Source organism: uncultured Oscillibacter sp., assembly GCF_910579365.1.
GTDB lineage: Bacteria > Bacillota > Clostridia > Oscillospirales > Oscillospiraceae > Oscillibacter.
Genome location: NZ_CAJTUX010000040.1, coordinates 1 through 25,331, shown reverse-complemented (window position 1 = coordinate 25,331; position 25,331 = coordinate 1). Strand labels below are relative to the sequence as shown.

The 25,331-nt window shown below is 61.7% G+C and carries 23 protein-coding genes and 1 pseudogene; 12 read left to right on the top strand and 12 right to left on the bottom strand.

Annotated elements, in window-relative coordinates; translation table 11 throughout:
* Positions 1 to 527: hypothetical protein (locus tag QZ329_RS10150; RefSeq protein WP_295752029.1), on the bottom strand; the 527-nt coding region annotated here is incomplete at its 3' end.
* Between the two features lie 204 nt (positions 528 to 731).
* On the opposite strand from QZ329_RS10150, the gene QZ329_RS10145 reads away from it, so the two are divergent.
* Complete coding sequence (locus QZ329_RS10145) at positions 732 to 1,562, top strand: hypothetical protein (protein ID WP_295752026.1); 831 nt, start codon at positions 732 to 734, stop codon at positions 1,560 to 1,562.
* A gap of 112 nt (positions 1,563 to 1,674) precedes the next feature.
* On the opposite strand, the gene QZ329_RS10140 is transcribed toward QZ329_RS10145, so the two are convergent.
* From QZ329_RS10140 to QZ329_RS10130, 3 genes are all read right to left on the bottom strand, one after another.
* Positions 1,675 to 3,807, bottom strand: coding sequence for a PTS transporter subunit IIABC (locus tag QZ329_RS10140; RefSeq protein ID WP_295752022.1), 2,133 nt, complete (start codon positions 3,805 to 3,807; stop codon positions 1,675 to 1,677).
* Between the two features lie 201 nt (positions 3,808 to 4,008).
* Positions 4,009 to 4,851: a BglG family transcription antiterminator LicT gene (gene licT / locus QZ329_RS10135; RefSeq protein ID WP_295752019.1), complete on the bottom strand. Its 843-nt coding sequence runs from the start codon at positions 4,849 to 4,851 to the stop codon at positions 4,009 to 4,011.
* Positions 4,852 to 5,152: 301 nt separating this feature from the next.
* Complete coding sequence (locus tag QZ329_RS10130; protein WP_295752016.1) at positions 5,153 to 5,278, bottom strand: hypothetical protein; 126 nt, start codon at positions 5,276 to 5,278, stop codon at positions 5,153 to 5,155.
* Between the two features lie 31 nt (positions 5,279 to 5,309).
* Here QZ329_RS10130 and QZ329_RS10125 point away from each other — a divergent pair, with 31 nt between their 5' ends.
* Positions 5,310 to 5,519: a hypothetical protein gene (locus QZ329_RS10125; RefSeq protein WP_295752012.1), complete on the top strand. Its 210-nt coding sequence runs from the start codon at positions 5,310 to 5,312 to the stop codon at positions 5,517 to 5,519.
* 79 nt (positions 5,520 to 5,598) lie between these two features.
* On the opposite strand, the gene QZ329_RS10120 is transcribed toward QZ329_RS10125, so the two are convergent.
* The 7 genes from QZ329_RS10120 to QZ329_RS10090 form a co-directional block, all read right to left on the bottom strand.
* Complete coding sequence (locus tag QZ329_RS10120) at positions 5,599 to 6,366, bottom strand: HAD family hydrolase (protein WP_295752010.1); 768 nt, start codon at positions 6,364 to 6,366, stop codon at positions 5,599 to 5,601.
* Positions 6,367 to 6,388: 22 nt separating this feature from the next.
* A complete protein-coding gene (locus tag QZ329_RS10115) occupies positions 6,389 to 7,423 on the bottom strand; it encodes an endonuclease/exonuclease/phosphatase family protein (RefSeq protein ID WP_295752008.1) in 1,035 nt (344 codons plus the stop codon).
* Complete coding sequence (locus QZ329_RS10110; protein WP_295752005.1) at positions 7,420 to 8,442, bottom strand: LacI family DNA-binding transcriptional regulator; 1,023 nt, start codon at positions 8,440 to 8,442, stop codon at positions 7,420 to 7,422. Before QZ329_RS10110 ends, QZ329_RS10115 begins: the two co-directional genes overlap by 4 nt.
* The gene (locus tag QZ329_RS10105) at positions 8,423 to 9,082 is read right to left on the bottom strand and encodes a hypothetical protein (RefSeq protein WP_295752001.1); all 660 of its coding nucleotides are present in this window, start codon (positions 9,080 to 9,082) and stop codon (positions 8,423 to 8,425) included. The genes QZ329_RS10110 and QZ329_RS10105 overlap by 20 nt, the downstream gene beginning before the upstream one ends.
* A gap of 197 nt (positions 9,083 to 9,279) precedes the next feature.
* Positions 9,280 to 10,536 carry an ABC transporter substrate-binding protein gene (locus QZ329_RS10100; protein WP_295751998.1) on the bottom strand — a complete coding sequence of 419 codons (1,257 nt, stop codon included), beginning with the start codon at positions 10,534 to 10,536 and terminating at the stop codon, positions 9,280 to 9,282.
* Positions 10,537 to 10,609: 73 nt separating this feature from the next.
* Complete coding sequence (locus QZ329_RS10095; protein ID WP_295751995.1) at positions 10,610 to 11,731, bottom strand: ABC transporter ATP-binding protein; 1,122 nt, start codon at positions 11,729 to 11,731, stop codon at positions 10,610 to 10,612.
* A gap of 19 nt (positions 11,732 to 11,750) precedes the next feature.
* The gene (locus QZ329_RS10090; protein WP_295751992.1) at positions 11,751 to 13,616 is read right to left on the bottom strand and encodes an iron ABC transporter permease; all 1,866 of its coding nucleotides are present in this window, start codon (positions 13,614 to 13,616) and stop codon (positions 11,751 to 11,753) included.
* A 414-nt stretch (positions 13,617 to 14,030) separates the two neighbouring features.
* Between QZ329_RS10090 and QZ329_RS10085 the strand changes: the two genes are divergently transcribed.
* The 6 genes from QZ329_RS10085 (at position 14,031) to QZ329_RS10060 (ending at position 19,952) form a co-directional block, all read left to right on the top strand.
* Entirely contained in the window at positions 14,031 to 15,047 is a 1,017-nt protein-coding gene (locus QZ329_RS10085; protein WP_295751989.1) for a LacI family DNA-binding transcriptional regulator, read from the top strand.
* 271 nt (positions 15,048 to 15,318) lie between these two features.
* Positions 15,319 to 16,761, top strand: a complete 1,443-nt coding sequence (locus QZ329_RS10080) for a sodium:solute symporter family protein (RefSeq protein WP_295751987.1) — start codon at positions 15,319 to 15,321, stop codon at positions 16,759 to 16,761.
* Between the two features lie 50 nt (positions 16,762 to 16,811).
* Complete coding sequence (gene ilvA / locus QZ329_RS10075) at positions 16,812 to 18,002, top strand: threonine ammonia-lyase (protein WP_295751984.1); 1,191 nt, start codon at positions 16,812 to 16,814, stop codon at positions 18,000 to 18,002.
* Positions 18,003 to 18,223: 221 nt separating this feature from the next.
* The gene (locus QZ329_RS10070) at positions 18,224 to 18,730 is read left to right on the top strand and encodes a hypothetical protein (RefSeq protein ID WP_295751981.1); all 507 of its coding nucleotides are present in this window, start codon (positions 18,224 to 18,226) and stop codon (positions 18,728 to 18,730) included.
* A complete protein-coding gene (locus QZ329_RS10065; protein ID WP_365351837.1) occupies positions 18,669 to 19,259 on the top strand; it encodes a hypothetical protein in 591 nt (196 codons plus the stop codon). Before QZ329_RS10070 ends, QZ329_RS10065 begins: the two co-directional genes overlap by 62 nt.
* Before the next feature lie 159 nt (positions 19,260 to 19,418).
* Entirely contained in the window at positions 19,419 to 19,952 is a 534-nt protein-coding gene (locus tag QZ329_RS10060; RefSeq protein WP_295751978.1) for a LysR family transcriptional regulator, read from the top strand.
* Positions 19,953 to 19,998: 46 nt separating this feature from the next.
* On the opposite strand, the pseudogene QZ329_RS10055 reads toward QZ329_RS10060, so the two are convergent.
* Positions 19,999 to 20,211 (bottom strand): annotated as a pseudogene (locus QZ329_RS10055) (FAD-dependent oxidoreductase); the annotation flags it as partial.
* A 79-nt stretch (positions 20,212 to 20,290) separates the two neighbouring features.
* Here QZ329_RS10055 and QZ329_RS10050 point away from each other — a divergent pair.
* The 4 genes from QZ329_RS10050 to QZ329_RS10035 all read left to right on the top strand — a co-directional run bounded on the left by QZ329_RS10050 (position 20,291) and on the right by QZ329_RS10035 (position 25,099).
* Positions 20,291 to 21,286 carry a lipoate--protein ligase gene (locus tag QZ329_RS10050; RefSeq protein WP_295751976.1) on the top strand — a complete coding sequence of 332 codons (996 nt, stop codon included), beginning with the start codon at positions 20,291 to 20,293 and terminating at the stop codon, positions 21,284 to 21,286.
* 42 nt (positions 21,287 to 21,328) lie between these two features.
* Complete coding sequence (locus tag QZ329_RS10045; RefSeq protein ID WP_295751973.1) at positions 21,329 to 22,588, top strand: WYL domain-containing protein; 1,260 nt, start codon at positions 21,329 to 21,331, stop codon at positions 22,586 to 22,588.
* 308 nt (positions 22,589 to 22,896) lie between these two features.
* Positions 22,897 to 23,304, top strand: coding sequence for a MerR family transcriptional regulator (locus QZ329_RS10040; protein ID WP_295751971.1), 408 nt, complete (start codon positions 22,897 to 22,899; stop codon positions 23,302 to 23,304).
* Between the two features lie 106 nt (positions 23,305 to 23,410).
* Positions 23,411 to 25,099, top strand: coding sequence for a phosphoenolpyruvate carboxykinase (ATP) (locus QZ329_RS10035; RefSeq protein WP_295751969.1), 1,689 nt, complete (start codon positions 23,411 to 23,413; stop codon positions 25,097 to 25,099).
* Positions 25,100 to 25,331 lie beyond the last annotated feature (232 nt).

Genomic DNA, 25,331 nt, shown 5'->3' with positions numbered 1-25,331 from the left:
CCGGTGGCTCCGGCGGCGCCGGCGGCTCCGGCAGCTCCGGTGGCGCCCGTGGTTCCGGTGGGCCCGGTAGGACCGGTGACTCCGGCCGCACCGTCAGCCCCGGTGGGCCCAGTGGGGCCGGCAGGGCCGGTAGCTCCTGTGGCTCCGGTGGGGCCAGTGGCTCCGGCAGGACCGGTGGGACCGCCCGCAGGCCCGGTGGGCCCAGTGGGGCCCGTGGGACCCGTGGGCCCCTGCATGGGGGAAGCCTCCAGAGCGCCCTGCATTTTGGCTTTCAGGAAAAGCTGATTCTGCACAGCGGTTTCCAGAAGGCCGCGGACGCTCTCGTTGGCGGCCAGCACATCGCCGACCGTGGCGGCAGGGCCGCTGAGACCCGGCAAGGTCCCGAGAATATATTGCAGCTTCTCGCCCTCGGCGTTGAGAATGTGGCTCATGCCGAGTTCCTCCATAGCAATGGAGGAGAGAATCTGGTTTACCGCGTCTTCCCGCTGGATCGGCGGGTCAACGACGGGAAAACTGGGAAGAGACATAAAAAGGAATCTCCTTTCAATCGGAAAGGCGCCGGCTGGACGCGCCGGAAGCGCGGGGGAGAGAACTCTCTCCACGGCGAAGCGCCCAAGGCATTCTATGCCCGGGCGGGGCGGCGGGTTCCGGTGGAACCGGAGAATCCCGGCGGACATAGAATGGAGCGGCGGCATGGAGTTTCTGCCGCACATCGATATGGAGTTTTCATTATGTCTATGCCTTCCTTTCCTCCCAACGGGGCGGATATGACCCGGGAGGAAGCTCTGACGATGATCATTGCCTCCATCGCTATGGAGGAGCTTGCCCTAAGCCACATTCTCAACGCCGAGGGCGAGAAGCTGCAATATATTCTCGGGACCCTGCCGGGAAGCAGGCCCTGCGCCGCGCCCAAAGACGTGTTGGCGGTCAACAAGAGCGTCACCGTTTTGCTGGAGGCGGTGACGCAGAACCAGATGCTGCTGAAAAACAAGCTGGAGCGGGTTCTGGAAGCCTGTCCGCCCCCGGAGCCTCCCTGTCCCCCGCCCTGTGAGTCCTGCCCCCCGCCATGGAAACCGGGGCCCTTCCCCTGTCCGCCGCCGAAACCGCACCCCTGCCCGCCGGCGGGGGCCTGCCCCAAGAGCGCCCTTCAGCTGACCATTCAGCGGGAGGGGATGCTGTGGAACCGGGGCTGCCGCCTGCCCTGGCGGCAGCGGGTCCGGCGGGGAGAGGATATTCGCCTGGACGAGCAGGCTGCCACCCAAATCCGGCTGAACGCGGCGAAGACCTATGCGGTTCAGTACACACTGAACGCCTGCCCGATGTACCCGGCGGAGGAGGCGGGGACCATCCTGCTCAAGCAGACGCCCTGCGGCGCATTCACGGAGGCCCTGCCCCTCTCTTTTTCCATGGAGCGCCTTCCCAGCGTCCCCTGTACGCTGCACTCCGCAGCCGTGCTGTATCCCCGCATGGGCTGCGGCAGCGAGGCGGAGCTGTCGTTGGTCCTGGACGCCAAAAGCGCCCTCTGTGTGGAGCGGGCGGTACTGGACATCATCGAGCTTTGAGCCGGGAGCGGCCGGCCCTTTGACCGCAAACAAGGGCGGAGCCCCGCCCGGGAGAGAATGTCTCTTCCGGACGGGGCTCCGTTTTTTTGGAGAGGGGAGGGGGGGGCGCCCCTCAGCCCCGGAGCTCCAGTAGCTCCGCCCCGGCCTGGATTTCGCCTGCCGCCGTGGGCTTCACGCTCTGGTAATCGTCGGTGTTGCAGATGATCATGGGGGTGGTGCAGAGGTACCCCGCCGCCTTGACGGCCTCCATGTCAAAGGAGATCAGGAGGTCTCCCTTTTTGACCTTCTGCCCCACTTCCACATGGGCCTTAAAATGCTTGCCGCCCAGCTCCACGGTGTTGATGCCGATGTGCAGCAGGATTTCCACGCCGCCCTCCGTCACCAGGCCGATGGCGTGATGGGTGTCAAAGAGATTGTCGACCTCGGCGTCCGCCGGGGCGTAGAGCTTGCCCTCGGAGGGTTCAATGGCCACGCCGTCACCCAAGATGCAGTTGGAGAACGCCTCGTCCTGAACCTCCGCCATGGGGACCACCGTGCCGTTCATGTGGGCCGCCAACACCGCGCCCTGCTTCGCCGGGGCGGAAGACTTCTCCGGAACCGGGGCAGCGGGCGACGCGACCTGGTCCAGACGGTCCGCCTCCGGCGTCTCCATAAAGTCCACCAGATTGGATTTGATCACCGCCACTTGAGGACCGTAAACCACCTGAACGCCGTTGCCCTTGTGGATGACGCCGGAGGCCCCGGACTGCTTCAAAAGCGCGTCGGAAACCTTTGCCGCATCGAGGACCGTCACCCGCAGGCGGGTGGCGCAGCAGTCCACATCGGAGAGATTGGCCTTGCCGCCCAGGCCCTTGAGAATCAGGGCGGACACGGGGTCGGACACGCCGCCCGCAGGGGCGGACCCGTCGGGGCCCACGCCGGTCTTGGCTTTGAAGTCGGAGCGGGTGAAGAGCTTGGTCTCCTCGCCCTCTTCTTCCCGGCCGGGGGTCTTCAGGTCCATTTTGGTAATCATGAAATAAAAGGTAAAGTAGTACAGCACAAAGTATACCGCGCCCACGATGACAATCCAGACCCAGTGGGTCTTGGCATTGCCCTGAAGGATGCCGAAAAGGGTCAGGTCAATGACGCCGCCGGAGAAGGTCATGCCCACGCCCACGCCGAAGATGTGCATCAGCATATAGGCGAGACCCGCGTAGACGCAGTGAACGGCGTACATAAGCGGAGCGACAAAGAGGAAGGTGAACTCCAGGGGCTCCGTAATGCCCGTCAGCATGGCGGTGAGGGCGGCGGAGACCAGCAGGCCCCCGGCCACCTTGCGCTTTTCCGGCTTGGCCGCCCGATACATGGCCAGGGCCGCACCGGGCAGGCCGAAGATCATCAGGGGGAACTTGCCCGCCATAAAGCGGGTGGCGGAGACGGAGAAGACTTCCGTGGACTTGGAGGCCAGCTCCGCGAAGAAGATGTTCTGCGCACCCTGGATGGTGACGCCGTCCACAATGGCCGTGCCGCCCACGGCGGTCTGCCAGAAGGGCATATAGAAGACATGATGCAGGCCGAAGGGAATCAGAGCCCGCTCCAGAAGGCCGTAAATCCAGGTACCCGCGTAGCCGGAGCGGATGACCAGCTCGCCCAGGGCGGCGATGCCCATCTGCACAATGGGCCAGACGTAGAACATGGCGATGCCCGCCACCACGAAGACGGCGGTGCAGACGATGGGGACAAACCGGGTGCCGCCGAAGAAGGAGAGCACCTGGGGAAGCTGAATCTTATAAAATTTGTTGTGCAGGGCTGCCACGCCGAGACCCACGATGATGCCGCCGAACACGCCCATTTGCAGCGTGGTGATACCCAGCGTCGAGGTGGTGGTGTTGGCCGCCATGGCCTCCACGCCGCCCCGGGCGGTAATCATGGCGGAGATGGCGGTGTTCATGACGAGATACGCGATGGCGCCGGACAGGGCGGCGACCTCTTTTTCCTTCTTCGCCATGCCGATGGCGACGCCCATGGCGAAGAGCAGGGCCAGGTTGTTGAACACAGCGCTGCCGCACTGGTTCATAATGTCCAAAATGGTGTAGACGATTCCGCCCTCGTAGATCACACCGGTAAGACCGTAAGCCTCCAGCATGGTCTGGTTGGTAAACGAGCTGCCGACGCCAAGCAGCAGCCCCGCCACCGGCAGCAGGGCGATGGGCAGCATGAACGAGCGGCCCACCCGCTGCAATACGCCAAAAATTTTGTCCTTCATAATGGTTCCTCCTTGTCACACAGTATGGCTGAGAATCCGTGTTCATAACCGGGGCTCCGGACATGCGGTGAAATTCCGCTCGGACGGCGTCTGCCGGGAATGAGCGCGGATTCAAAATATAAAAACCCATACCGCGCGCACCGGAAAATTCCGGCCCGCGCCGCATGGGTTTCGCCCAAAATGGTCACGATCCCTCGAGATTTACTTTTTGGTAAGGTTGATGCGCTTTAAGTGGATGGTCAGGTAAATGAGCTCCTCGTCGGAGACGTCTTTTTGATAAGTATTCCGGATGTATTCGCCGATGCACTGGGCGCACTTGTAATGCTGCTTGCAGCTGCGGATGATCATCTCCTGAAAGTCCGGGTCGTACTCGCCGCAGACCCCCGGCGCGGCCTGGAACAGCCGCTGGGCGAAGTAGCGCAGGTGGACCACGAAGCGGTTGAAGTCCAGGGATTCCCGGTCAAAGCGCTTCTGGTAAAAGTACTCCACCACCTCCAGCGTGCCCTCGATGAGCTTGGTGATGTCGTACATGACGCTCATGCTGGTGTTCAGCTCGGCGTTGACGATGTGCAGGGCGATGAAGGCCGCCTCGCTGCCGTTCAGGTCCGTCCGGGTTTCCTCCCGGATGACCTGGAGGCAATGCTGGCCCAAGTGGTACTCCGTGGGGTAATAGCTCATGATCGCCCCCTGAAGGGGGTTGGTGAACTCAATGCCGTTTTCCTTGCGTTTGAGGGCGAAGCTGATGTGATCCGCCAGGGTGATGAGGAGGGATTCGTTCAGCGGAGCGGAAATCTGTCCCTTGATGTATTCGATCAGGTCTTGGGTGAGCCGCAGGTGCTCGATGGGAATCTGCTGGCACAGCTCCCGGAGCTTCCGCTGCTCGGCCTTGCCCTCCATGTGATAGGTCTTTTCGAAGAGGGACGGGTCCGCCCGCTCTCCCGTTTTGCGCTGAAACCCCAGGCCCTTGCCGGTGACGATCATTTCGCTGCCCTTGTCGTCCACGACGCAGAGGATGTTGTTGTTGATGACTTTTTTAATGCGCAAGCTCCCTCTGCCCCCCTCAAAAAAAGAAACCATCCCCGTCCCACTATTCCCGCAGATCCTGCAAAGAACCATTCAGACAGAGCTGGTCAAGCCCGGCAAGCCGGTAACATTCCAACCATTAACTTGTATTTATCATAGCGTCGCCGCCCGAAGAAGTCAAGAGGGAATTGGAGCGCCGAAACAGATTCTACTGGTTATACAATTTCTCTCCTGTTTTTTTGTAGACCGCCCCAAAATGAGACCCGCCGTTCCGTATCCGGCGAGGGAAGGGAAGCCGTAAAAATGAGACCAGCATGGGAGCTTAAAGCGTGTAGAGAATGATCAGCAGCGTCACCGGCTCGATATTTGGAAGTCCCGCCATGGCCACCTGCAGGGCAAACAGCAGCCCGGCCAGCAGCCTGGCGGTTACGATTTGGCGGGCTGGCATCTCAGCACCCGGTTTCGGGGGTGATCTCAAAATGATCTTCGTCGGCAATGGGCGCGGCGTCGGCCCCGGTATTGACGCGTTCGCCGCCCTTGGTGATGCACCACCACTGCTGGCGGCTCTTGTCGGCTCGCTTAATTTTTGCGGAAAGGAAGACGGTTATGAAAAGGAAGAAACTGCCCGCGGCGTCAGGAGGGTGGTCTGGTTTCCGCCGCCGGTTCACGCGCCGGGGCGTGCTCCATAACGGGCCCAGCTTAGAGCAAGAACGAGAGGAACCCTTTGGAGTTCCTCTCGTAACGTTTTCTCATCCTGCTGTTGTCCGCTTAGTTCGGGGCCATGGCGGGGTTGATCTCATCCAGCCAGGCGGTCAGCTCCCGGATGTCCGTGATGACCATATCCGGCCTTTCCGCCGCGTTTCCAACCTCCGCGTCCTTTTGGGCGGAGAGGTGAGAGCCGATCTGCACCGCCTTCCCAAACCCCGCCCGCTTGGAGCCAATGATGTCCCTTGAAATCGTGTCCCCCACGTACACGCAGTTTTCCGCCTTCACCTGCATCTGCCGGAGAGAAATCCGGAAAATCTCCGGGTGGGGCTTTCGATAGCCGGTGACGCTGGAGACGGTCACATCCCGCATAAAATGCCGGATGCCATAGTCCTCCAGCACGTTGAACACGTTATAGAGCGAGGCGTTGTTGGATACCACCCCCAGGCGATAGCCCCGCCGCTCCAGAGACTCCAGCATCTCGTGGACGCCGGGGCGGAGCTCCCGGTGGAAATAGGTCAATTCCCACATGTTGGCCAGCTCCTCGGTAATGGGAAGCAGCTTCTCCCGGTCAAACCCGAACTCCCGCAGATAGAAGTCCGGCCAGATTTCCTCCGGCTTCTTCTCCAGCCAGACAGATTCGCTCCAGCTCTTGTACGCCTTCAGGCCCGCCAGGACCTTTCTTTGGAAGTCCTCCAGTCCGCAGCCCGGCTCCAGTCCCGCTTCCCGCAGCATCGCCTGGAGCTGTTCCATCACCGCCGCCAGGGTCTCCTCGTTATTCCAGATATCCTCCAAAGTGCCGCCCATGTCAAATAGTACGGTATTGAGCATCAAAACGCCTCCTTACTGTGATTTATGTCAGGGCACAGGATGCCCAAACCGCGTTGTGATCGGAGAGCTCCTCCCCGGTGAAGGCCGCCAGGGCGGACCCCTCCGGAGCAAAGCCGCAGTCCTCCCGCCGGGTGGAAATGGTGCGGCTTTCCACCGCCCGCATTCCCCGGACCAGCAGCCAGTCCAGCCGCAAATCCAGATGCCCGCCGCCGGGAAGGGGCTTGCGCCGGGTGGGCAGCGCCTGGTCCGGCAGGGAGCGGTAGCCCGCTGCCTCCGCCGCCGGGAGACATCCCTCCCAAGCGGCCACGTCCTCCAGACAGCGGCGCTGAAGCTCCGGGCTTTCCGCCACGGACTGGATGGCGTCCTTATCCCGGCCATCGAAGGTATTGGTGTTCAAATCGCCGCCCAGGACCACCGGCATGCCGGGGAACATGGCCTCCGCCTCCGCCAGAACCGTCTCCAGCTGGGCCTGCCGGCCCGGGCCATGGGTGCGGTTTTCCAGGTGAATCGTGGCTGTGCCCACCGGGCGGCCGCCCACGTCCAGCTCCGCCAGAATGGCTAGCCGGCCGCCAATGCGGCGCTGGCGGTCAAAATACCAGTTGTACTGCTCCGGCAGGCGCACCGCCTTGGCCCTTCGGATGGGCCAGCGGGAGAAGATGGCGTTGCCATGGTAGCCCTTGGGGTCCTCTCCGTTCACCAGCTCAATAAACTCCAGGCCGAAGGCCACATTGAGCCCCAGGCGCTCCGCCAGCTCCAGGGCGGTGTTCTTTCCGCCGGAGCGCAGGCACCCGTCGTCCATCTCGTTCGCTAATATCACATCAAAGGGCCGGAGCTGCGGGCAGCTCTCCAAAAAGTCCCCCAGCTCCGCCAGGTGGACGCCCCGCTCCATGTTGAAGACCAGCATCCCCAGCGCCTGGGGAACGGCAGACGGCGCCGGGACCAGATTGTAGACCTCCACTTGGGAGAACTGGGGAATTTTTGCCATGACCTCCGCCTGGGATGTCCCTTTCAGCAGCGCCCCCAGGCGCTGCCGTTCTTCATTGGGCAGACCGTTCATACGCCGGTCCTCCTCTCTGTTTTCTGTATGCAGGTGGACCGCACAATCAGCTCCGGCTGAAGAAGGTCCACCGTGCGCTCCCGGCTTCCCCGGATCTGCTCCAGAAGCCGCCCCACCGCGATCTCCCCCGCATGGAATTTCCGCTGGGAAACGGTTGTCAGGTCAATCCGAGGCAGGGAGGCGAAGGAGATGTTGTCATAGCCCAGAAGCGACACATCCTCCGGAATGTGGATGCCGCAGTCCTCCGCCGCCTCCATGATTTTCAGCGCTGTGATGTCTGAATAGGCAAAGATGGCGTCCGGCAGCGGCTGGGACCGAAAGAAGCGGAGCGCCGCCTCATAGCTCCATTGGCGCAGCATTCCCACGTCCTTCGGAGCGGTGATCTGCCGGCCTTCCACCCCCTCCTCCGCCAGGGCCCGGAAAAAGCCCCGGAGACGGAGTTCCCGCGTGCGGGAGGCGTCCCGCCCGCCGAAAAACAGGATGTCCCGATGCCCCAGGCTCAGGAGATACCGGGCGGCCTCATAGGCGCCGGTATTGTTGTCCGACATGACATAGCTGCACTCCTCCCCGTGGTTCACGCCGATGTACACACAGGGCAAATCCCCGATCATCGCCCCATGCTTTGCCTGGGACTGGAGGGAGATGGCGGCGATCAGCAGCCCGTCGACCTGCCGGGCCAGAAAGCTGCCGACGCCCTGGAGCTCCCGCTCCTCCTTGCGCATGGAATTGCTCAGCAGCACCCGGTAGCCCGCCTGGGCCGCCCGGTGCTCTATGGCGGTGGCCATACCGGAATAATAGGGGTTGGACACGTCTGGAACCACCATGCCGATGATGTGGGTCTGCCGGCCCGTCAGGCCCCTGGCCGCCGCGTTGGGGACGTAACCCAGGCGGTGGCAGGCCGCCCGGACCCGCTCCTTGGTCTCGCTGCTGATCTCCGGCCGGTCGTCCAATGCCCGGGAAACCGTGGCGGCGCTGACCCCCGCCAGGGCCGCTACGTCCTTAATCGTCGCTCTCTTCATCTTCGTTATCCATATAGAGGCGCATAGCCTCCTCCTCCTCGGAACGGAAGGAGGGCGCGCTTCCGGCCTCCGGCTCGAAGAGGGCCTCCTCCGGTGTGGAAGGGGGGACCTCCTTCTCCGGCCTTGTCTGCCGGGCCTGTTTGCGCTCCTGCTTCGCCGCTTCTTTGGCTGCCGCCTCCATCAATTCCTGCCGGACGGTCTTTCTGCGCTCCGGCGCAGGGGCGGAGCGCTTTATCCGTAAATAGAGCGGCCAGGTCACAAGGTTGCCCACCAGTACCGGCGGCAGGCCGTACGCAAGAATCAGCAGCAACATCCAGTGCCGGTCCGGGGAGGGCAGCAGCAGCGCGGCGGCGCAGAACATGCCCAAAACGACCCCCAGTCCCACAAATCCCCAGGGGACCAGCCGCTTGTCCGGCGCGAGGAAGAACAGGCAGCTCAGCGCCGTGCCCGCGGCGGCGATAATCAGGCCGTGGACCGCCCAGGTCGCCGCGGCGCTGGAGAAGACGACGGCGCGGGCCAGCGGCGCCGCCAGAACGCCGTACATCACCCCGAACAGGAGACATTCCAGCAGGGTCATGCCGAAGACAACCAGGGAAAAAGGGCTCTTTCTCCGGTTGTGCTTGTCGATAAAAAGGCTCATGGGCGCACTCCTCTCCGGGACCGGGCGGCGTCCGCCCGGCTGAACTGTATGGGAAAACCGATCCTATTATTAAGTATAAGCGCCCGGCAGGCGAAACGCAAGAATAGCAAGGCGTTTTGGCAGAAAAGCGGCGGGCGGACAGCCGCCCGCCGCTTTTCTGCGGTGCTCAAACCTGAATCGGGGGTTTTCTTCTCCGCTCAGCCCATCTGCTGCCAGAAGTCGCGGACGGTGTTGTAGTTGTAGTAAATCTCGGTGGCGTCGAAGGGGGCGATGTTGATCTCCGCCAGGGTGTGCTCGTCCTTGCCCTCGATGTCGTCCCGCACAGGCCAGCCGCCCACGGTATTAAACGGAGCGTAGCCGGAGGTGTCGCCGTCCACGCCGCCCATCATGAAGCGGACCAGCAGCTTGGCGGCGGCGGGGTGCTCGCAGCCCTCGACGATGTACAGAGTATTGACGGCGGGAATGCCGGTGTCGGGCTCCAGGTTCACGGGGGCGAACACCCAGCCGTTATCCGCCGCCTTGCGGAACTTGGAGGAGGCGGTGAAGCCCACCGGGGGATTGGTCTGGCCGGGGGCGCCCACGGCCTCGGCGCTCTCGTCGGAGGAGGAGACGAAGATGGGCTCATTCTCCCGCAGGCGCTTGAGGAACTCATAGCCCGCGTTCTCGCAGCCCTCGGAGAGGACCAGCTCCTCGCCGTAGAAGTCCTTATAGGAGTCCGCCAGGCGCTGGGGCTCCTCACCCACGCAGAAGCCGGTGATCCACGCGCCCCAGGAGAGGTTGTTCAGGGGGTTCTGCATGGCGACGCGGCCCTTCCACTCCGGCTCGGTCAGCTGCCAGATGTTGGTGATGGGAGACCCGTCGGGGTTGGCCTCGGTGTTGTAGAACAGCTGGGTCAGCTCCACGTACAGCGGGGTGGTGGTGGCGGTGTAGGCGGGGTCGATGTGGGCGAAGATGTCGGCGGGCTGGTAGTTGTAGAACTTTCCGGCCTGGACATATTCCAGCCACATGGAGCCGTCCTGGTCCTTGATGTGGACCACGTCGGCGGTGGTGATGCCGGCGTCGTACTCCCGGGTGACCTTCTCCAGCAGCTCGTTGGTGGACAGGTCGAAGGGGACGCATTCCAGGCCGGGATACTTGGCCATGAAAGCCTCCGCCACCTTGGGGCAGCGGGAGGAGATGGAGTACAGCGTCACCGTGGCGCCCTCCTCCAGGGCCTTCTGATACAGCTCCTCATCGGTTTCGTCGGTGTTGTAGATGCCGGATTTCTGCTCCCACTCCGTCAAATCGCTGCCGGTGGATTCGGCAGGAGCGGCCGTCTGTCCGGAGTCGCCGCTGGTGCTGGGCTGGCTCTCGCCGCCGGACGGCGCGCCGCTGTCTTTGCCGCCGCAGGCGGCCAGACTCAGCAGCATCACCAGGGCCAACAGGGCGGCCAGGAGATTTTTGCGCTTTAACATAGTTCTTTTCCTCCTTCAATTTCTTCCGTGGTTTTGACTGTGCAAAAGCGGCCCTTGCCGCGGGGTTACAAATTCACACGCAGTACTTGATCAGGCTTTCGCTGGCCTTGTCAAAGACGTTGATCTTCTTGGGATTGAAGCCGAGGTACACCTTCTCGTCGCTGCCGTAATGGGTGGAGCCCAGTTCCTTCACTGTCACCAGCTCCTTGCCCACCCGGACGGTAACCAGCGTCTCGGACCCGGCGGGCATGCCGGAGTACACCCGGGCCTCCACCCGGTGCTCGTCGTCCTGCACCTTGCTGATGGTCACCTGCTCCGGCCGCAGGCCCAGGGTGACCTCCACGGCGCCGCTTTTGGGGGCCTCGGGAGTCATGTCCGCCCGGGCAAAGGTCTGCTGGCCCATGACGCTGTCCACGGTCATGCCGGACGCGTCCGCCTTGGCGGAGCCTTTGATGAAGTTGATGCTGGGGTTCCCGATGAAATCGGCGGTGTAGAGGTTGCAGGGGTTGTCGTACAGCTCCAGGGGCGGGGCCACCTGCACCAGCTCGCCTTTGCGGAAAAGGGCGATGCGGGTGGACATGGTCAGGGCCTCCACCTGGTCGTGGGTGACGTAGATGATGGTGGTGCCGGTTTCGTGGTGGAGGCGCTTGATCTCCGAGCGCATGTCCACCCGGAGCTTGGCGTCCAGATTGCTGAGGGGCTCGTCCAACAAGAGCAGCCGGGGCTCGGACACGATGGCCCGGGCGATGGCCACCCGCTGCTGCTGCCCGCCGGAGAGTTCCGTGGGATAGCGCTTGGCGTACTCGCCGATCTGCATCCGCTCCAGGGCGGAGGCCACCTTCTTGGCGATGACGTCCGTGGGCTCCTTGCGGATTTTCAGGCCGAAGGACACGTTGTCAAACACCGTCATGTGGGGCCACAGGGCGTAGGACTGAAAGACCAGGTTCAGATTTCGCTTGCTGGGCGGGGCGAATTTGGCCTCCGCCGCGTTGACCATCTCCTGCCCGTCCATGTGAATGAACCCGTTCTGGGGCTTCTCCAGTCCGGAGACCACCCGGAGCGTGGTGGTCTTGCCGCAGCCGGAGGGACCCAGCAGGGTCATGAAGTCGCCGTCTTCAATGGTCAGGTTCAGGTCCTTCAAGACGTGATTCTTGCCATAGAATTTATCGATATTGGTCAGAACAATCTTGCTCATTTCCCTCGTCTCCTTTCTCTCAGCCCGCCATGCTCTTGGCGAGGTCGGCGTCTCCGAAGATGTTGGCCAGCGCGTACACCAGGAACACAATGGAGAACATCACAATGGCCACGCAGTCGGACGCCTGGGGACTGTTGTTGTTTTGATACTGGAAGGCCAGATAGGGCAGCGTGGTGGTCTTGGGCGTCATCAGCAGAATGATCAAATCCAGCTCCTTCATGATGGAGACGAAGATCAGCATGAAGCCGGAGATAAAGCCGCCCTTGGACAGCGGGAACACGATTTTCACAAAACGCTTGAAGAATCCGGCGCCCTCAATGGCGGCGGCCTCCTCCAGCTCGCCGCTGATCTGGAGCATGTTGCTGGTGCCCGCCCGGGAGGCGAAGGGCAGATGCTTCACCACGGACGCCAGCGTCAAAAGCGCGAAGGTGCCGTACAGCGCCGGGACCAGCTGCACGCCGAAGAGGACCTGGGGCTTGGAGAACATGGAGAGATAAATGCCGCCGAAGGCCACGGAGGGAATCAGGTACGGGATGAAGACCAGCTGCTCCACCAGCTTGCCGTGGAACTTGCCCCGGCCCTTGGCGCAGATATAGCCCAGCATCTGGCCGAAGATCGTGCCGAAGACGCCGTTGACAAAGGTGAGCTTCAGCGAGTTGGTCAGCGCCCGCTTGAAGTCCCGGTTCTTGAAGATGCCGGGCAGGCCCTCCATAATGTCGGGATTGGGGTCCCCGATCCAGTAGTGGAGGGTGAAGTTGGAAAGGGCATAGGTGCCGTCCCGCAGCATGCAGCTTTCCAGAATCAGGATGATTACCGGCATGATGATGCCGACAATGAAAAAGAGGATGAGCAGCAGCGTGATGATGGGCTTCCAGCCGCCCAGGCCGATGGGCGTAGACCGCCCGCCCTTGCCGCCGATGGTGGCATAGGACTTCCGGGAGCCGATGAGCTTCTGGTTGATGAAGACGGACAGCGAGGCGATGCAGATCATCAGAATCGCCATGGCGAAGGCCGTCTGCGTGTTCTGGGACTGATTGTTGGAATAGAGCTCGCTGGAAAGGGTCCGGAAGCTGACCGGGGAACCCAGGTAGTTGATGGTGCCGAAGGTGCCGATGGCCTTGGAGAACGTCAGAATCACCGCCGACAGCATGGCGGGCAGCACCAGGGGCAGGGTGATCTTTCGGAGAATCAGGCTCTTGCTGGCGCCCTGAATCTCGCCCATCTCCTCCAGCTCAGAGTTGATGGAGTTCAGCGCTGCGGAGACCAGCAGGTATGTATAGGCGTAGTAGTGCAGAGACAGCACGATGATGATGGCCAGCTGCCCGTAGGCGATGGGGGACAGCGCCTTCTCAATGGCGTCGGGCGGCATGCCCGCCGAGACCATGAGGGAGGCCACAAAGCCCGGCGCGCCGCCCACCCGGGGAGTCTTGAACATGGACAGCCAGGCCTGGGACTTCACCCAGGAGGGAATCATGTAGGGGATGATCACCGCCAGGGAGAAAAAGGGCTTGAAGGGAAGGTCGGAGCGGACCATCAGCCAGGCCAGTACGGAGCCCAGCGTGATAGCGCAGATGGAGACGCCGGCGCCAATTTTCAAAGAGTTCCACAGGGGCAGAAGCAGCAGATTCTTGGACAGGTCGCTTGCCAGCAGCCGCTGCCAATAATAAAAGGTGAACTCCCCCGCCACGCCGCCGGGCACGGCCCGCAGATCCCGCTGGGCCAGGTGAAACGTGGTGGACAGCATGTCCACCAGCGGCAGAACAATCAGGTAGGTCAGCAGAACGACGGCAACCAGCACAATCACATTGTACGGGTTCGTCAGCACTTCCTTCATCTGATTTTTCAGCCGCCGGGACTTCGAATAGGTCTGCTCTTTCGGTTTCATCTCAGTCAGGCAACCTCGCTTTCTCCTAGTCTCAATCATCTCTTTTTTGGAAAACGCCTGCTTTGTCATCAATGCAAACGTTTCCGGTTTTCTGAGCATAGAATACCATTCCTCGCGGTTCGTTGTCAAGGCGGTTTTTGGATTTTCCACATTTCTTTGCATAGGCTTCCATAATTTTTATTTGACTTGCACAATATTCAAATTTCAAATTCTCTGTTATAATAAATTTCACAAACCATCCGTTTCTTCCGCTTTGCTCCGCAATTTTCGAAATATCTTGGTGATTTCCCTGGTCTTTTTTTGAAAATGTTTTCCGTGTTCTCCACAAAGCGCCGTTTTCGCGCCGGGGTCAGACAACGGTTTGCAAACGTTACCAAAAATGTCCGTTTTCTTTTGAGCAAGGAGGAATCCTTCATGCAGCGTGTCACCATCAAAGACGTCGCCCGCCTTGCCGGAGTCTCCGTCACCACGGTGTCCCGCGCCTTGAACCATGCGCCGGAAATCAGCGGCGAGACCCGTGAGCGGGTGCTTCGCATCTGCCGGGAACAGGGATACCGCACCAATCTGCTGGCCCGTAGCCTGAGCTCCAGCCGCACCAACCTGCTGGGGCTGGTCGTCCCGGATGTGTCCAACCCCTTCCACGCCGCCCGGGCTCTGAACATCGAGCTCTGCGCGCAGGCGGCGGGCTATCAGCTGATGCTCTGTTCCAGCCACCTGGAGAAGGGCCAGATGGAGCGTTTATTTGACCTGCTTTTCAGCCAGAGAGTGGACGGCATCTTGATGAGCAGCGACGGCGACGGCGCCTTCGCCCTGGCCCGCCGCTGCCAGGGGGTCGTTCCCTGCGTTCTTCTGGGCGCTTACGCGCCGGAGGATTCCCCCCGCCGGGCCAATACCGTCAGCGTGGACAACTACGCCGGGGGACGCATGGCGGCGGAGTATCTTTACCGTCTGGGCCACCGGAAGACGGCCTATCTGGGCCTGCGGGAGAACAGCACTACGCACGCCCTGCGCCACCAGGGCTTCCTTTCTGCGGCGGAGGAACTTGGCATGAGCGTGGAAACCCTTTTAAATCCCTTTTCCTCCTCCTCCATTGAAAGCGGCTGCCACCTGGCCCGGCAGTTTTTTTCCAAGCCCTTTTCTCAGACCGCCGTCTTCGCCGCCTCCGACTCGGTGGCCCTCGGCTTTATCCAGGTGGCGGACGAGCGGGGCGTCTCCATTCCAAACCAGCTCTCCATTCTGGGGTTTGACAACATCGAATACGCCGCCCTGCCCAACATCCGCCTCACCACCTTGTCCCAGAACACGCCGGAGCTGGCCCAATCCGCTCTGCATCTGCTGCTGTCCCTGATCGAAAACGGCGACGGAGGCGGCTATACCCGGCGGCTCATCACGCCTTCCATCATTGAACGGTCCACCTGCCGGGCACTCTGATTTTCTTTTGCGGAGGACGGCGAACAAGGGAATGTCCAGGGTATTCACCCTTAGACATTCCTTATTTTTTGCAAAAATCTTTACTTTTCCGGCGGGATTTTCCCCAAAAGCCTCGACGGAATTTCCTTTTTCTGTTATACTAAAATTAGATAAGGCAGGCTCCCGCGGCGGAGATGGCGTTTCTCCTTCGCCGCGGCAGACGGAAAGGCTTCTTTTGGGAAGGACTTCGACGTAAGGGCAAACAATGGAAACAGAAAGGACAACGGGACAAATGGATCACACTCAGCTCAGCGTATTAGACCTTGGCATCATCGGCCTCTATTTGCTCTCCATGGTGGCGGTGGGGGTATACTTCGTCCGGCGCATCAAAAATGCCGGGGACTACTATGTCGCCGGCCGCTCTCTGGGGCCGCTGGTGATGATGGCGACGGTCTGCGCCACCATCATCGGCGGCAGCGGCTTGATGGGGCGGGCGGGCGTCGCCTACTCCAGCGGCTTCAAGGCGGTCATCACCGCCATTCCCTATCTTCTGGGCATGTTTCTCTTCTCCGGCATCTCCGGCAGAATCTCTGACATCGGCATGCAATACGACGTCACCTCCATCCCGGACCTCTTCTCCCGCCGCTTCGGCAAGACGGCGAAGATTCTGCTGGCGGCCATGGTGGCGTTTACCATGATGGGCACCGTGGCCTCCCAGGTGACGGCCACCGCCACCATCATCAATATGCTGGGCGGACAGGTGGGACTCTCCTATGAGGCCGGGGCGCTTATCGCCTGCGTTATTTTCATGGTCTACACCGCCTCCTCCGGCCTCTTCGGCGTGGTTTACACCGATGTGCTGCAATTCTACATGCTGATCCTCTTTGTATACATCCTGATACCTGCGGCATCCCTCCGGAGCATCGGCGGCTTTTCCGCCTTCCTGGCCGGGCTGGACCCGGCCCTGGCGAAGCCCTATCTCAACGGCAGCATTCTGGGGGACGTCGTCACCTATCTGGTCTTCACCATGGCCGGAGCGGAGATGTGGCAGCGGGCCTTCGCCGCCAAGGACCGGAGCTCCGCCAAGAAGGGCATGTTCCTGGGCACCGCCGTATACGGCATCACCATCGCCCTGGTGTACTTCATGGGCGTCGCCGCCCATCAGGTTCTGGGGGACGGCGTGCTGGACGTCTACGGCAACACGGACGCCGTGGTGCCCGCCCTGGCCATCCACGTTCTGCCCATCGGCCTGACGGGTCTTGCGCTGGCGGGCATCCTCTCCGTTATTATGTCCACGGCGGACAGCTATCTTCTGGTGTCGGTCCAGACCTGCGTCCATGACATCGGCAAGACCTTTTTCCCGGAGATGAAGGACCGGACGGAGATTCTTCTCTCCCGGCTCTTTTCCATCATCCTGCCCCTGGGCGCTTTGGTCATTGCGCTTTACATTAAAAACGCCTATAATATCCTCATGTTCGCCTGGAGCTTTTACGCCGCCGCCGCGGGCCTTCCCGCCTTCGCCGCCCTTTTCTGGCGCAAAGCCACCAGCGCCGGCGTCATTGCCGGCATGCTTGCCGGCTTCACGGTCTGCGTGGGCTGGAGGCTGGCGGGGGAACCCTTTGGCCTGGGGTCCGCCGTTCCCGGCACCATCGCCTGCGGCGCCGCGCTGGCGGCGGTGAGCCTGGCTACGTATAAAACCCGGCCCTCCGTCTTCCTGGAGGCCGGAACGACGTAAACTTCCACGGGGAAATTTTACTGCGGGAAAACTGCGGAAAGGGGTATCGTATGGAGCTGACCTTAGAGAGGATTCAGGAGGCCCGGGAGGCGCTGGAGGGACTTGCCCGCCGGACGCCTTTGGACCCCGCGCCCAATATTGGACGGGACGTATACATCAAGGCGGAAAATCTACAGCTCACCGGGTCCTTCAAGCTCCGGGGGGCCTATAACAAAATTCGCTCCCTGACCCAAGAGGAAGCGGCCCGGGGCGTCATCGCCTGCTCCGCCGGAAACCATGCCCAGGGCATCGCCCTCTCCGCCGCCCGGCTGGGCATCCCCGCCGTCATCTGCATGCCTGCCGGGGCCCCTATCAGCAAGGTGGAGGCCACCAAGGCCCACGGCGCGCGGGTGGTTCTGGTCCCCGGCGTGTATGACGACGCCGCCAGAGAGGCGGACCGTCTCTGCCACGAGAAGGGCTATACCTTCGCCCACCCCTTCAATGATCCCCAGGTCATTGCCGGGCAGGGCACCATCGGTCTGGAGATTCTGGAGCAGCTGCCGGAGGTGGAGCAGGTGGTGGTCCCCATCGGCGGCGGCGGACTCATCAGCGGCGTGGCCTTCGCCATCAAGAAGAGCAAGCCCTCCTGCCGGGTGGTGGGGGTCCAAGCGGCGGGGGCGCCGTCCATGTACCTCTCCCTCCACGCGGGGAAGCCCACGGAGCTCACCAGCGTCTCCACCATTGCCGACGGCATCGCCGTCAAGCGGCCCGGGGACCTTACCTTCGCCCTTTGCCGGGAGTATGTGGATGAGGTGGTCACTGTCACGGAGGATGAAATTGCCTCCGCCATTCTGGCGCTGATGGAGGAGCAGAAAACCGTGGCAGAGGGGGCTGGAGCCACGGCGGCGGCGGCCTGCATGTTTGGAAAGGTCTCCACCAAGGGGCGGAAGACAGTCTGTCTGGTCTCCGGCGGCAACGTGGATGTGACCACCCTCTCCCGCATTATCACGAAGGGTCTTTCCAAAGCGGGGCGGCTGGTGGAGCTGACCACAAAGGTGGCCGACAAGCCCGGCAGCCTCCTGCAAATGCTGCAAGTGGTGGCGGCCGGCGGGGCCAACATCATCAGCGTCAACCACAACCGGGAGGATAAGGACTCCGACGTGGGCGCGTGCATCGTCACCATGGTGCTGGAGACCCGGGACAGCCGCCACGCGGAGGCGCTGCAATTGGAGCTGGCCGCCAAGGGATACCTGATGCGCTGAACCCGGATGCTTACAGGAAAAACCGGCGGACCCTGGAGAGCGCGCCGGGCAGAGAAAGGTTCTTTGCCGGAAAAACAACCGCATGACGCGAAAGCGTCGTGCGGTTGCATTTTGTGAGCGATTCTTCATTGGCAGCCGTTACTATTAGTTTGCAGGGAGCAAGAAGCAATTAGCTTGCAACCCGCAAGCTAATTTTTTATTCCGTAAAGGAGGATTCCGCCATGAAAAAGAAGGATGAAACCCGGTATTTCGTAACAGATATTGCCAGTGTCCCGGTTTACACGGCTGCCAGCAAAACGGAAATGTTCCGTATGTCCACGAAGCCCGGCAGCGGCACGAGCGGGACGGCGAACAGCGGCGCAAACGGACCTTCCGCCAAAATCTTCCTGCTGCCCGATCGGGAAGTGGGCTATATCAAAACCAACGTAAACAGCCAGATCTGTGACGATGGCGCGAAACTGGACTATTTCCTTGATGGAGGAGACATAACTGGTTCTGACGCAAGCAACAAGCGCATTGCCGACTGCAACGGCAGCGCCGTGCATGGTGGAGACCATTGCGGGATATGCTGCGGGCTGAGAAATTGGGAGGATGAACAGGCAAAACATGAAAACAGTACAGACCGTGGCGGGGCCCGTTTCCGTGGAGGCGCTGGGTTCCGTGCTGATGCACGAGCACATCTGCACCTCCAGCATGGGCGTCGCCACCCACTACCCGCAGCTCTATAGAGCGGACTATGAGGACAGAATTATCCGGGACCTGGAGGACATGCGGGACAACGGCGTTTCCGCCGCAGTGGACGCCGCGCCGGTGTGCCTGGGACGGGACGTGCGGCTCCTGAAGCGGAGCGGCGGGCGAACGGGCGTCCACATCATCGCCACCTCCGGGAGGCTGGGCAGGTTTCACCTGGCCTGTGATGTGGAGCGCCGGACGGACACCCGCTGGCGGCCGGTGGAGGCGCGGGAGACGGTTCTCTGCCCCGGTGTTACGGTTTTGAACCTGGGCTCCGGCCACTCCTACGGGATGCTGGGAATGCTGGCGGAGCTGAAAGAGGGGAATTTCCTGCTGGTGTTCGACGCGGTGTACTCCGCCGCTCACTTTGGACCTCCGGCGCAGCTGGCGGGAGTGATGTGGGACGAGGCGGGGTATTTCGCCGCCATCGCGTATCTGCGGACCTGCGCGGCGGAGCATGGCGCGAAAATCATCTGCGGCCACGACATGGCCCAGGTCCAAAGTTTGAAAGACTGTTACGAATAAGGGCCCTCTTCTCCGGAGCTTCGGAGGGAAGGCGGAAAGGCCCCCGGAGGCTCCGGAGTTCTCGATGGCCGGTTTTTCACAAGGTTTTTATGGACGTTTCCGGGAACCATGTGGTACAATCAGATGCGATGAGAACGACACGCGAGCGGGAAAGGGGGCGTGGACGCGTTGGATATCCGCGAACTGCAATACTTCGTTCAGGTGGCGGACCTGGGGAACTACTCCGCAGCGGCGGAACGGCTCTACATCTCTCAGCCGGCGCTGAGCAAGGTGGTGCAAAAGCTGGAGGCGGAGCTGGGCTGTGACCTGTTTTACACGGACCAAAGGCAGCAGAAGCTGACGCCGGAGGGCCGGGAGCTACAGGAAAAATTCCTTCGGGTCATGCGGGAATTCCGGGATATCTCCCGTCTGGTGGTCAGCGCCCGGCATCCCCTGGCCGGACGGACCTCCGTCCGGCTGGAGGAGCTGAAACGAGAGGCGTTTATCCTCTCCGGAGGGGAATACGCGGTCTCCCGCACGATCCGGGCCGCCTGCCGCAGGGTGGACTTCGAGCCCAACGTGGCCCTGATCTCTTCCCGGTGGGACTTCATTGTGCAGCTGGTGCAGCAGGACTGCGGCGTCGCCATCCAGCCCCGGCCCTCCAAGTGGAGGGCGGCCTCCCGCGCTGCCTTAGTGACGGTGGGGCGGGAGTGAATGGCGGCGATCAGGTCCGGCACGCCGGCCCCGTCTGGAGGGCCAGGGCCCCTTGGACCTCCAGAAGTTCGGCGCTGTGGAGCAGGCACTTGGTGGGAATGCAGCCCGCGTTCAGACAGACGCCGCCCAGGCGCCGCTGTTCGACCAGCGTTACCTCCGCGCCCAGCTGGGCGGCCCGGATGGCCGCCACGTATCCGCCGGGGGCGCGGTATTGAAAAAGAGCCCTGCCTGTGGTACGCTGGACTTGAAAGACGGGGATGGAGACCTATTGAAACAACTACAATACGCAAGGGAGCGCTGCCTGAGGGGCAGAGCGGGTTTAGCAAGGAGGACGCGCGATGAAGCGGGTTACACATTATTTGGAGACCGGTTCCACAGATCCATACTACAATCTGGCGTTTGAGGAATACGTGCTGGCCCACCGGCAGGAGGGGGATTACCTTTTGCTGTGGCAGAACGACAACACCATTGTGATCGGGCAGAATCAAAACGCGGAGGCGGAGATCAACCGGGCGTTTGTCAGCGCCCACGGGATTCATGTCGTCCGGCGCTCCACCGGCGGCGGCGCGGTTTATCATGACCTGGGGAATCTGAACTACTCCTTTATTACGGACGCGGAAAACGCGGAGCAGATCGCCATTCAGCGCTTTACCGAGCCGGTCGTGCAGGCGCTGAAGGGACTGGGACTTGCGGCGGAGGCCTCCGGACGCAACGACATTTTGGTAAACGGGCGCAAGGTCTCCGGGACAGCCCAGCGATGGAGGGAGGGCCGCATCCTCCACCACGGGACGCTGCTGTTCGACTCTGACCCGGATATGGTGGCCGGGGCGCTGAACGTGGACCCGGAGAAGTTCCGCTCCAAAGGGACGAAGTCCGTCCGGAGCCGCATCGGCAACATTCGCCCCTGCCTGGAGCGGGACATGACGCTGCCGGAATTTTGGGCGTATCTGAAAACGGCGCTGACGGGCAGCGGGCTGATTCCGGCGCGCCTGCTGCCGGAAGAGCTGGAAGGCGTGGAAGCGCTGAAGCGCGAGAAATATGACGACTGGGAGTGGAACTTTGGCCGCTCGCCGAAATACAACATGACAAACAAGCGGTACTGGGAAGGCGGTATGCTGGAGGTTGCCGCTGGCGTGGAAAAGGGCAGGATTACGGACATCACGTTCTGGGGGGATTTTTTGGCCGTGGACTCCATGGAGCCGGTGACACAGGCGCTGCGGGGCTGCCTGTTTGAGCGGGAGCAGGTTCAAAATACGCTGAGCGCGTTTCCGATTGCCCGCTATTTTGGGGCGGTTACGGAACAGGAGATTCTGGAGACCCTATTTGATTTCTGACGGCGGGTTCCTCCGCCGGGGCTTTGCAGGAGGGAGCATCCGATGAAGAACAGCCGCCTGTTTGAGATATTGTATCTTCTGGTGGAGAAGCGGGCCGTGACCGCCGGGGAACTGGCTGGGCGGCTGGAGGTGTCGGAGCGGACGATTTACCGGGATATTGACGCCCTGTCCGCCGCCGGCATCCCCGTGTTTACCCAGAAGGGGCAGGGGGGCGGCATCCGGCTGATGGATCAGTTCGTTCTGGACCGGGCGCTGCTGTCCCAGGAGGAGCAGGACGAGATTCTCTTTGCCCTTCAGGCCATCCTGGCAGCCGGCGGCGGCACGGAGGCGGACACCTTGGCCCGGCTGTCCGCCCTGTTTCGCCGGGAGGGCGGGGACTGGCTGGAGATCGACTTTACCGACTGGGGCAGCGGGGCGGCGGAGCGGGAGAATTTCGCCCTGGTGAAGCGGTCCATTCTGTCGCGCCAGCCGCTGTCCTTTACCTATTACAGCTCCGCCGGGGAGAAGAGCCGCCGGACCGTGGAGCCCGCCCGGCTGGTGTTCAAGGGCGGGTGCTGGTATTTGTCGGCTTTCTGTAAAAAGCGGCGGGACTGGCGCATCTTTCGTCTGGTGCGGATGGAGGAACTGGTTCTGGAGGAGGGAATCTGCCCGCCCCGCCGTCCCCCGGAGCGGCTGGAGGCCCCGCCATCCGGCGGCAGTCACGAGGTGTGTCTGCGGCTGCGCTTTGAGCCCTCCGCCGCCTGGCGGGTGCGGGATTACTTTCATCCCAGGCAGATCACTCCGGAGCCGGACGGCCGCCTGCTTGTGGATTGCCGGTTTCCAGAGGACCGGTGGCTGCTGTCCTTCCTGCTGTCCTTCGGCAGCCAGATGGAGGTGCTGTCGCCGGTTTATTGGCGGGAAATCTTGGCCGGAGAGATTAAAAAATTTGGGGCGGTTTATGAAACCGGACAGACCTTGTCAGGTTTGAAGGCGTATCCTTATGACAAAGGCCGGGGAGAAGCCCCCGCCAAAAATAAGGAGGTTATTTCAATGGAAGAACGGAAATTTTGCCAGTGCTGCGGCATGCCCCTGGACAAGCCCGAGGACGCGGGCACCGAGGCCGGCGGAGCCCCCAGCGGTGATTACTGCCGCTACTGCTATCAAAACGGCGTCTTCACCGCCCCCGACGCCTCTATGGACGACATCATCGCGTTCAATCTGAAGTTCAACGAGGAGAACGGCCACCCCTTCGGCTCTCAGGAGGAGGCGGAGAAGATGATGCGGAGCTGGTTTCCGACCTTGAAGCGGTGGAAGAAGCCGTAAGAACGCCCGAAAGGCGGCGGAATCCCGGGTAAAGGCGGGCGGAAGGCATTCCTGTGTTCCGGCGCTGGGCTCCTGTCCCGGAGGCTGCGGGGCGTTCCGGCGGGAGCGGACCGGAAAATCTGAAGGAAAAGAGCGGACTGACAACGTCAGCCGGCTCTTTTTCCATGTGCCGGCAGAGTGGACGGCGGAAGGCGTCGGCAGCCGTTTCCGGTGTTTTTGCAAAAAGCTCTTGACTTAGAGTCCGCTCCAGGTAGTATGCTGAAAGAAAACGGCGCGGTTCCGGCCGTGCGTTTCGGGAGGGCAGAGACATGAATATTACGGAAGTGGGCAAGCGGTACGGCCTTTCCGCAGATACCCTGCGGTACTACGAGCGGATCGGCCTGATTCCCCCAGTGCCCCGGACCAAGGGGGGCGTCCGGGATTACGACGCGGCGTCCCTGGGCTGGGTGGAGCTGATTAAATGTATGCGGTCCGCCGGAGTGGGCATTGAGGCGCTGATCGAGTACAGCCGCCTGTTCCAGCAGGGAGAGGAGACTATGGAGGCCCGGAAGGGTCTTCTGGTGGAGCAGAGGCGGCAGCTGCTGGGGCGAATGGAGGACATGCAGCGGTCTTTGAACCGGCTGGACGAGAAAATTGAGAATTACGAGCGGGGCATTGCCCGCAAGGAGCGGGAGTTGCGGCAGTACCAGATGGAAAAAGGAGAAGCGGAGAGCTGAGGGGCGCGCGTTTTTTGAAAGGGCTTTGTTTTTCGCTCTTGCTTTTTTGGCAGAAACGGGGTATAGTGATAAAAGAATTTTCCGCTTTTAAGGAGGTACTAAAATTATGTCTACGAAAGCTTATTACCCCAGAACTGAAATTGGACCTGGCAAGGTCGGGTTCTCCAAGACCCGCTCCATTATCGAGGCCCCCTTCTACGGCAACAACGTCGTGAAGATCAACTCCCTGCGGGAGGCCTATGATATGGCAAAGAACTCCCCCGGTACCGTCGTCACGGATATGCCCGTCTATCGCGGAGAGGAGTTCGGTCTGGAGCCCGACGCCAAGGTGCTGCTGTTTAACGACGGTTCCATCACCGGCCGTTACGCCGCCGCCCGCCGCATCACCGGCAAGCCCGGCGTGGACACCGCCGCCCTGGACAAGATCGTCATGGACGCCGTGTACGATACCCGCTGGAAGACCATGTATCACGCGGAGGTCTTCATCGGCCTGGACCCCGAGTTCATGGTAAAGGCCCACCTGCTCATCCCCGAGGGGGAGGAGAACCTCCTCTACAACTGGATGCTGAACTTCCAGTATCAGTCTGACGAGTACGTCAAGATGTATAAGAAGTCCAAGCCCGTGGGCGACGGCCGCGAGTCTGACATCTATATCTTCTCTGATCCCCAGTGGACCGGCGCTCCCGGCCGCGAGGACATCTGCGACCCCAAGTGCCTGTGCTACTTCAATACCGACACCAACTGCGCCGCCATCCTGGGTATGCGCTACTTCGGCGAGCACAAGAAGGGCACGCTGACCCTGGCCTGGGCCATCGCCAACCGCAACGGCTACGCCTCCTGCCACGGCGGCCAGAAGGAGTACACTCTGGACGACGGCAGCAAGTACGTGGCGGCGGTCTTCGGCCTCTCCGGCTCCGGCAAGTCCACCCTGACCCACGCCAAGCACAGCGGCAAGTATCCCTCCATCAAGGTGCTGCATGACGACGCGTTCATCATCAACTCCGATACCTGCGCGTCCATCGCCCTGGAGCCCACCTATTTCGACAAGACCGCCGACTATCCCGTGCCCTCCGAGGACAACAAGTACCTGCTGACGGCCCAGAACTGCTCCGCCACTCTGGACGACGAGGGCAAGATCGTCCTGGTCACCGAGGACGTCCGCAACGGCAACGGCCGGGCCATCAAGTCCAAGCTCTGGTCCCCCAACCGGGTGGATAAGATCGATTCCCCCGTCAACGCCATCTTCTGGATCATGAAGGACCCCACCATTCCTCCCATCGTGAAGCTCAGCGGCGCATCCCTGGCCTCCGTCATGGGCGCCACTCTGGCCACCAAACGCTCCAGCGCGGAGCGGCTGAAGGAGGGCGTGGACCCCAACGCTCTGGTGGTGGAGCCCTATGCCAACCCCTTCCGGACCTATCCTCTGGTCAATGACTACGAGAAGTTCAAGAAGCTGGTGGCGGAGAAGAACGTGGCCTGCTATATCATCAACACCGGCGACTTCATGGGCAAGAAGGTCCAGAAGGAGGACACCCTGGGCATTCTGGAGGCCGTGGTTGAGGGTAAGGCTAAGTTCGAGGCTTGGGGCCCCTTCGAGGACATCGAAATCTTCAAGTGGGAGGGCTTTGTGCCTGATCTTGGCGACAAGGAGTACGTGGCCCAGCTGAAGGCCCGGATGCAGGACCGGCTGAACTATGTCACCAACCTGGACACCGAGGAGGGCGGCTTCAACAAGCTGCCTGCCGACGCCGCGGCGGCCATCAAGAAGGTCGTGGACGAGGCGAACACCCTGTAAGAGGCAATCGCGCAAAAAGACTCCATTGGAGGAGAGGACTTCGTAACGAGGTCCTCTCCTTGTTTTTGGGGAGAGATGCGAAACGCCCAGCCTATATTGGCTGGGCGTTTTAAGGGCCTGTGCGAGCGGTTTCCCGCCCTTATTGGACCAACAGTTCTCTTTGAATGCGCTCCAGGGCCTCGGGGGCCTGCCGGTCCATCTTCTCGGGGAAGCCGAAATAGCTGACGCAGAT

Bases quoted from the DNA above. Each gene is read 5' to 3' on its own strand.
- QZ329_RS10065 (WP_365351837.1), top strand. From the start codon at position 18,669: ATGCACGAGCACATCTGCACCTCCAGCATGGGCGTCGCCACCCACTAC.
- QZ329_RS10115 (WP_295752008.1), bottom strand. From the start codon at position 7,423: ATGAACGGTCTGCCCAATGAAGAACGGCAGCGCCTGGGGGCGCTGCTG.
- QZ329_RS10130 (WP_295752016.1), bottom strand. From the start codon at position 5,278: ATGCCAGCCCGCCAAATCGTAACCGCCAGGCTGCTGGCCGGGCTGCTG.
- QZ329_RS10145 (WP_295752026.1), top strand. From the start codon at position 732: ATGTCTATGCCTTCCTTTCCTCCCAACGGGGCGGATATGACCCGGGAG.
- QZ329_RS10085 (WP_295751989.1), top strand. From the start codon at position 14,031: ATGCAGCGTGTCACCATCAAAGACGTCGCCCGCCTTGCCGGAGTCTCC.
- QZ329_RS10040 (WP_295751971.1), top strand. From the start codon at position 22,897: ATGAATATTACGGAAGTGGGCAAGCGGTACGGCCTTTCCGCAGATACC.
- QZ329_RS10095 (WP_295751995.1), bottom strand. From the start codon at position 11,731: ATGAGCAAGATTGTTCTGACCAATATCGATAAATTCTATGGCAAGAAT.
- QZ329_RS10110 (WP_295752005.1), bottom strand. From the start codon at position 8,442: ATGAAGAGAGCGACGATTAAGGACGTAGCGGCCCTGGCGGGGGTCAGC.
- QZ329_RS10125 (WP_295752012.1), top strand. From the start codon at position 5,310: ATGATCTTCGTCGGCAATGGGCGCGGCGTCGGCCCCGGTATTGACGCG.
- QZ329_RS10140 (WP_295752022.1), bottom strand. From the start codon at position 3,807: ATGAAGGACAAAATTTTTGGCGTATTGCAGCGGGTGGGCCGCTCGTTC.
- ilvA (WP_295751984.1), top strand. From the start codon at position 16,812: ATGGAGCTGACCTTAGAGAGGATTCAGGAGGCCCGGGAGGCGCTGGAG.
- QZ329_RS10105 (WP_295752001.1), bottom strand. From the start codon at position 9,082: ATGAGCCTTTTTATCGACAAGCACAACCGGAGAAAGAGCCCTTTTTCC.
- QZ329_RS10080 (WP_295751987.1), top strand. From the start codon at position 15,319: ATGGATCACACTCAGCTCAGCGTATTAGACCTTGGCATCATCGGCCTC.
- QZ329_RS10100 (WP_295751998.1), bottom strand. From the start codon at position 10,536: ATGTTAAAGCGCAAAAATCTCCTGGCCGCCCTGTTGGCCCTGGTGATG.
- QZ329_RS10120 (WP_295752010.1), bottom strand. From the start codon at position 6,366: ATGCTCAATACCGTACTATTTGACATGGGCGGCACTTTGGAGGATATC.
- QZ329_RS10090 (WP_295751992.1), bottom strand. From the start codon at position 13,616: ATGAAACCGAAAGAGCAGACCTATTCGAAGTCCCGGCGGCTGAAAAAT.
- QZ329_RS10035 (WP_295751969.1), top strand. From the start codon at position 23,411: ATGTCTACGAAAGCTTATTACCCCAGAACTGAAATTGGACCTGGCAAG.
- QZ329_RS10070 (WP_295751981.1), top strand. From the start codon at position 18,224: ATGAAAAAGAAGGATGAAACCCGGTATTTCGTAACAGATATTGCCAGT.
- QZ329_RS10045 (WP_295751973.1), top strand. From the start codon at position 21,329: ATGAAGAACAGCCGCCTGTTTGAGATATTGTATCTTCTGGTGGAGAAG.
- QZ329_RS10050 (WP_295751976.1), top strand. From the start codon at position 20,291: ATGAAGCGGGTTACACATTATTTGGAGACCGGTTCCACAGATCCATAC.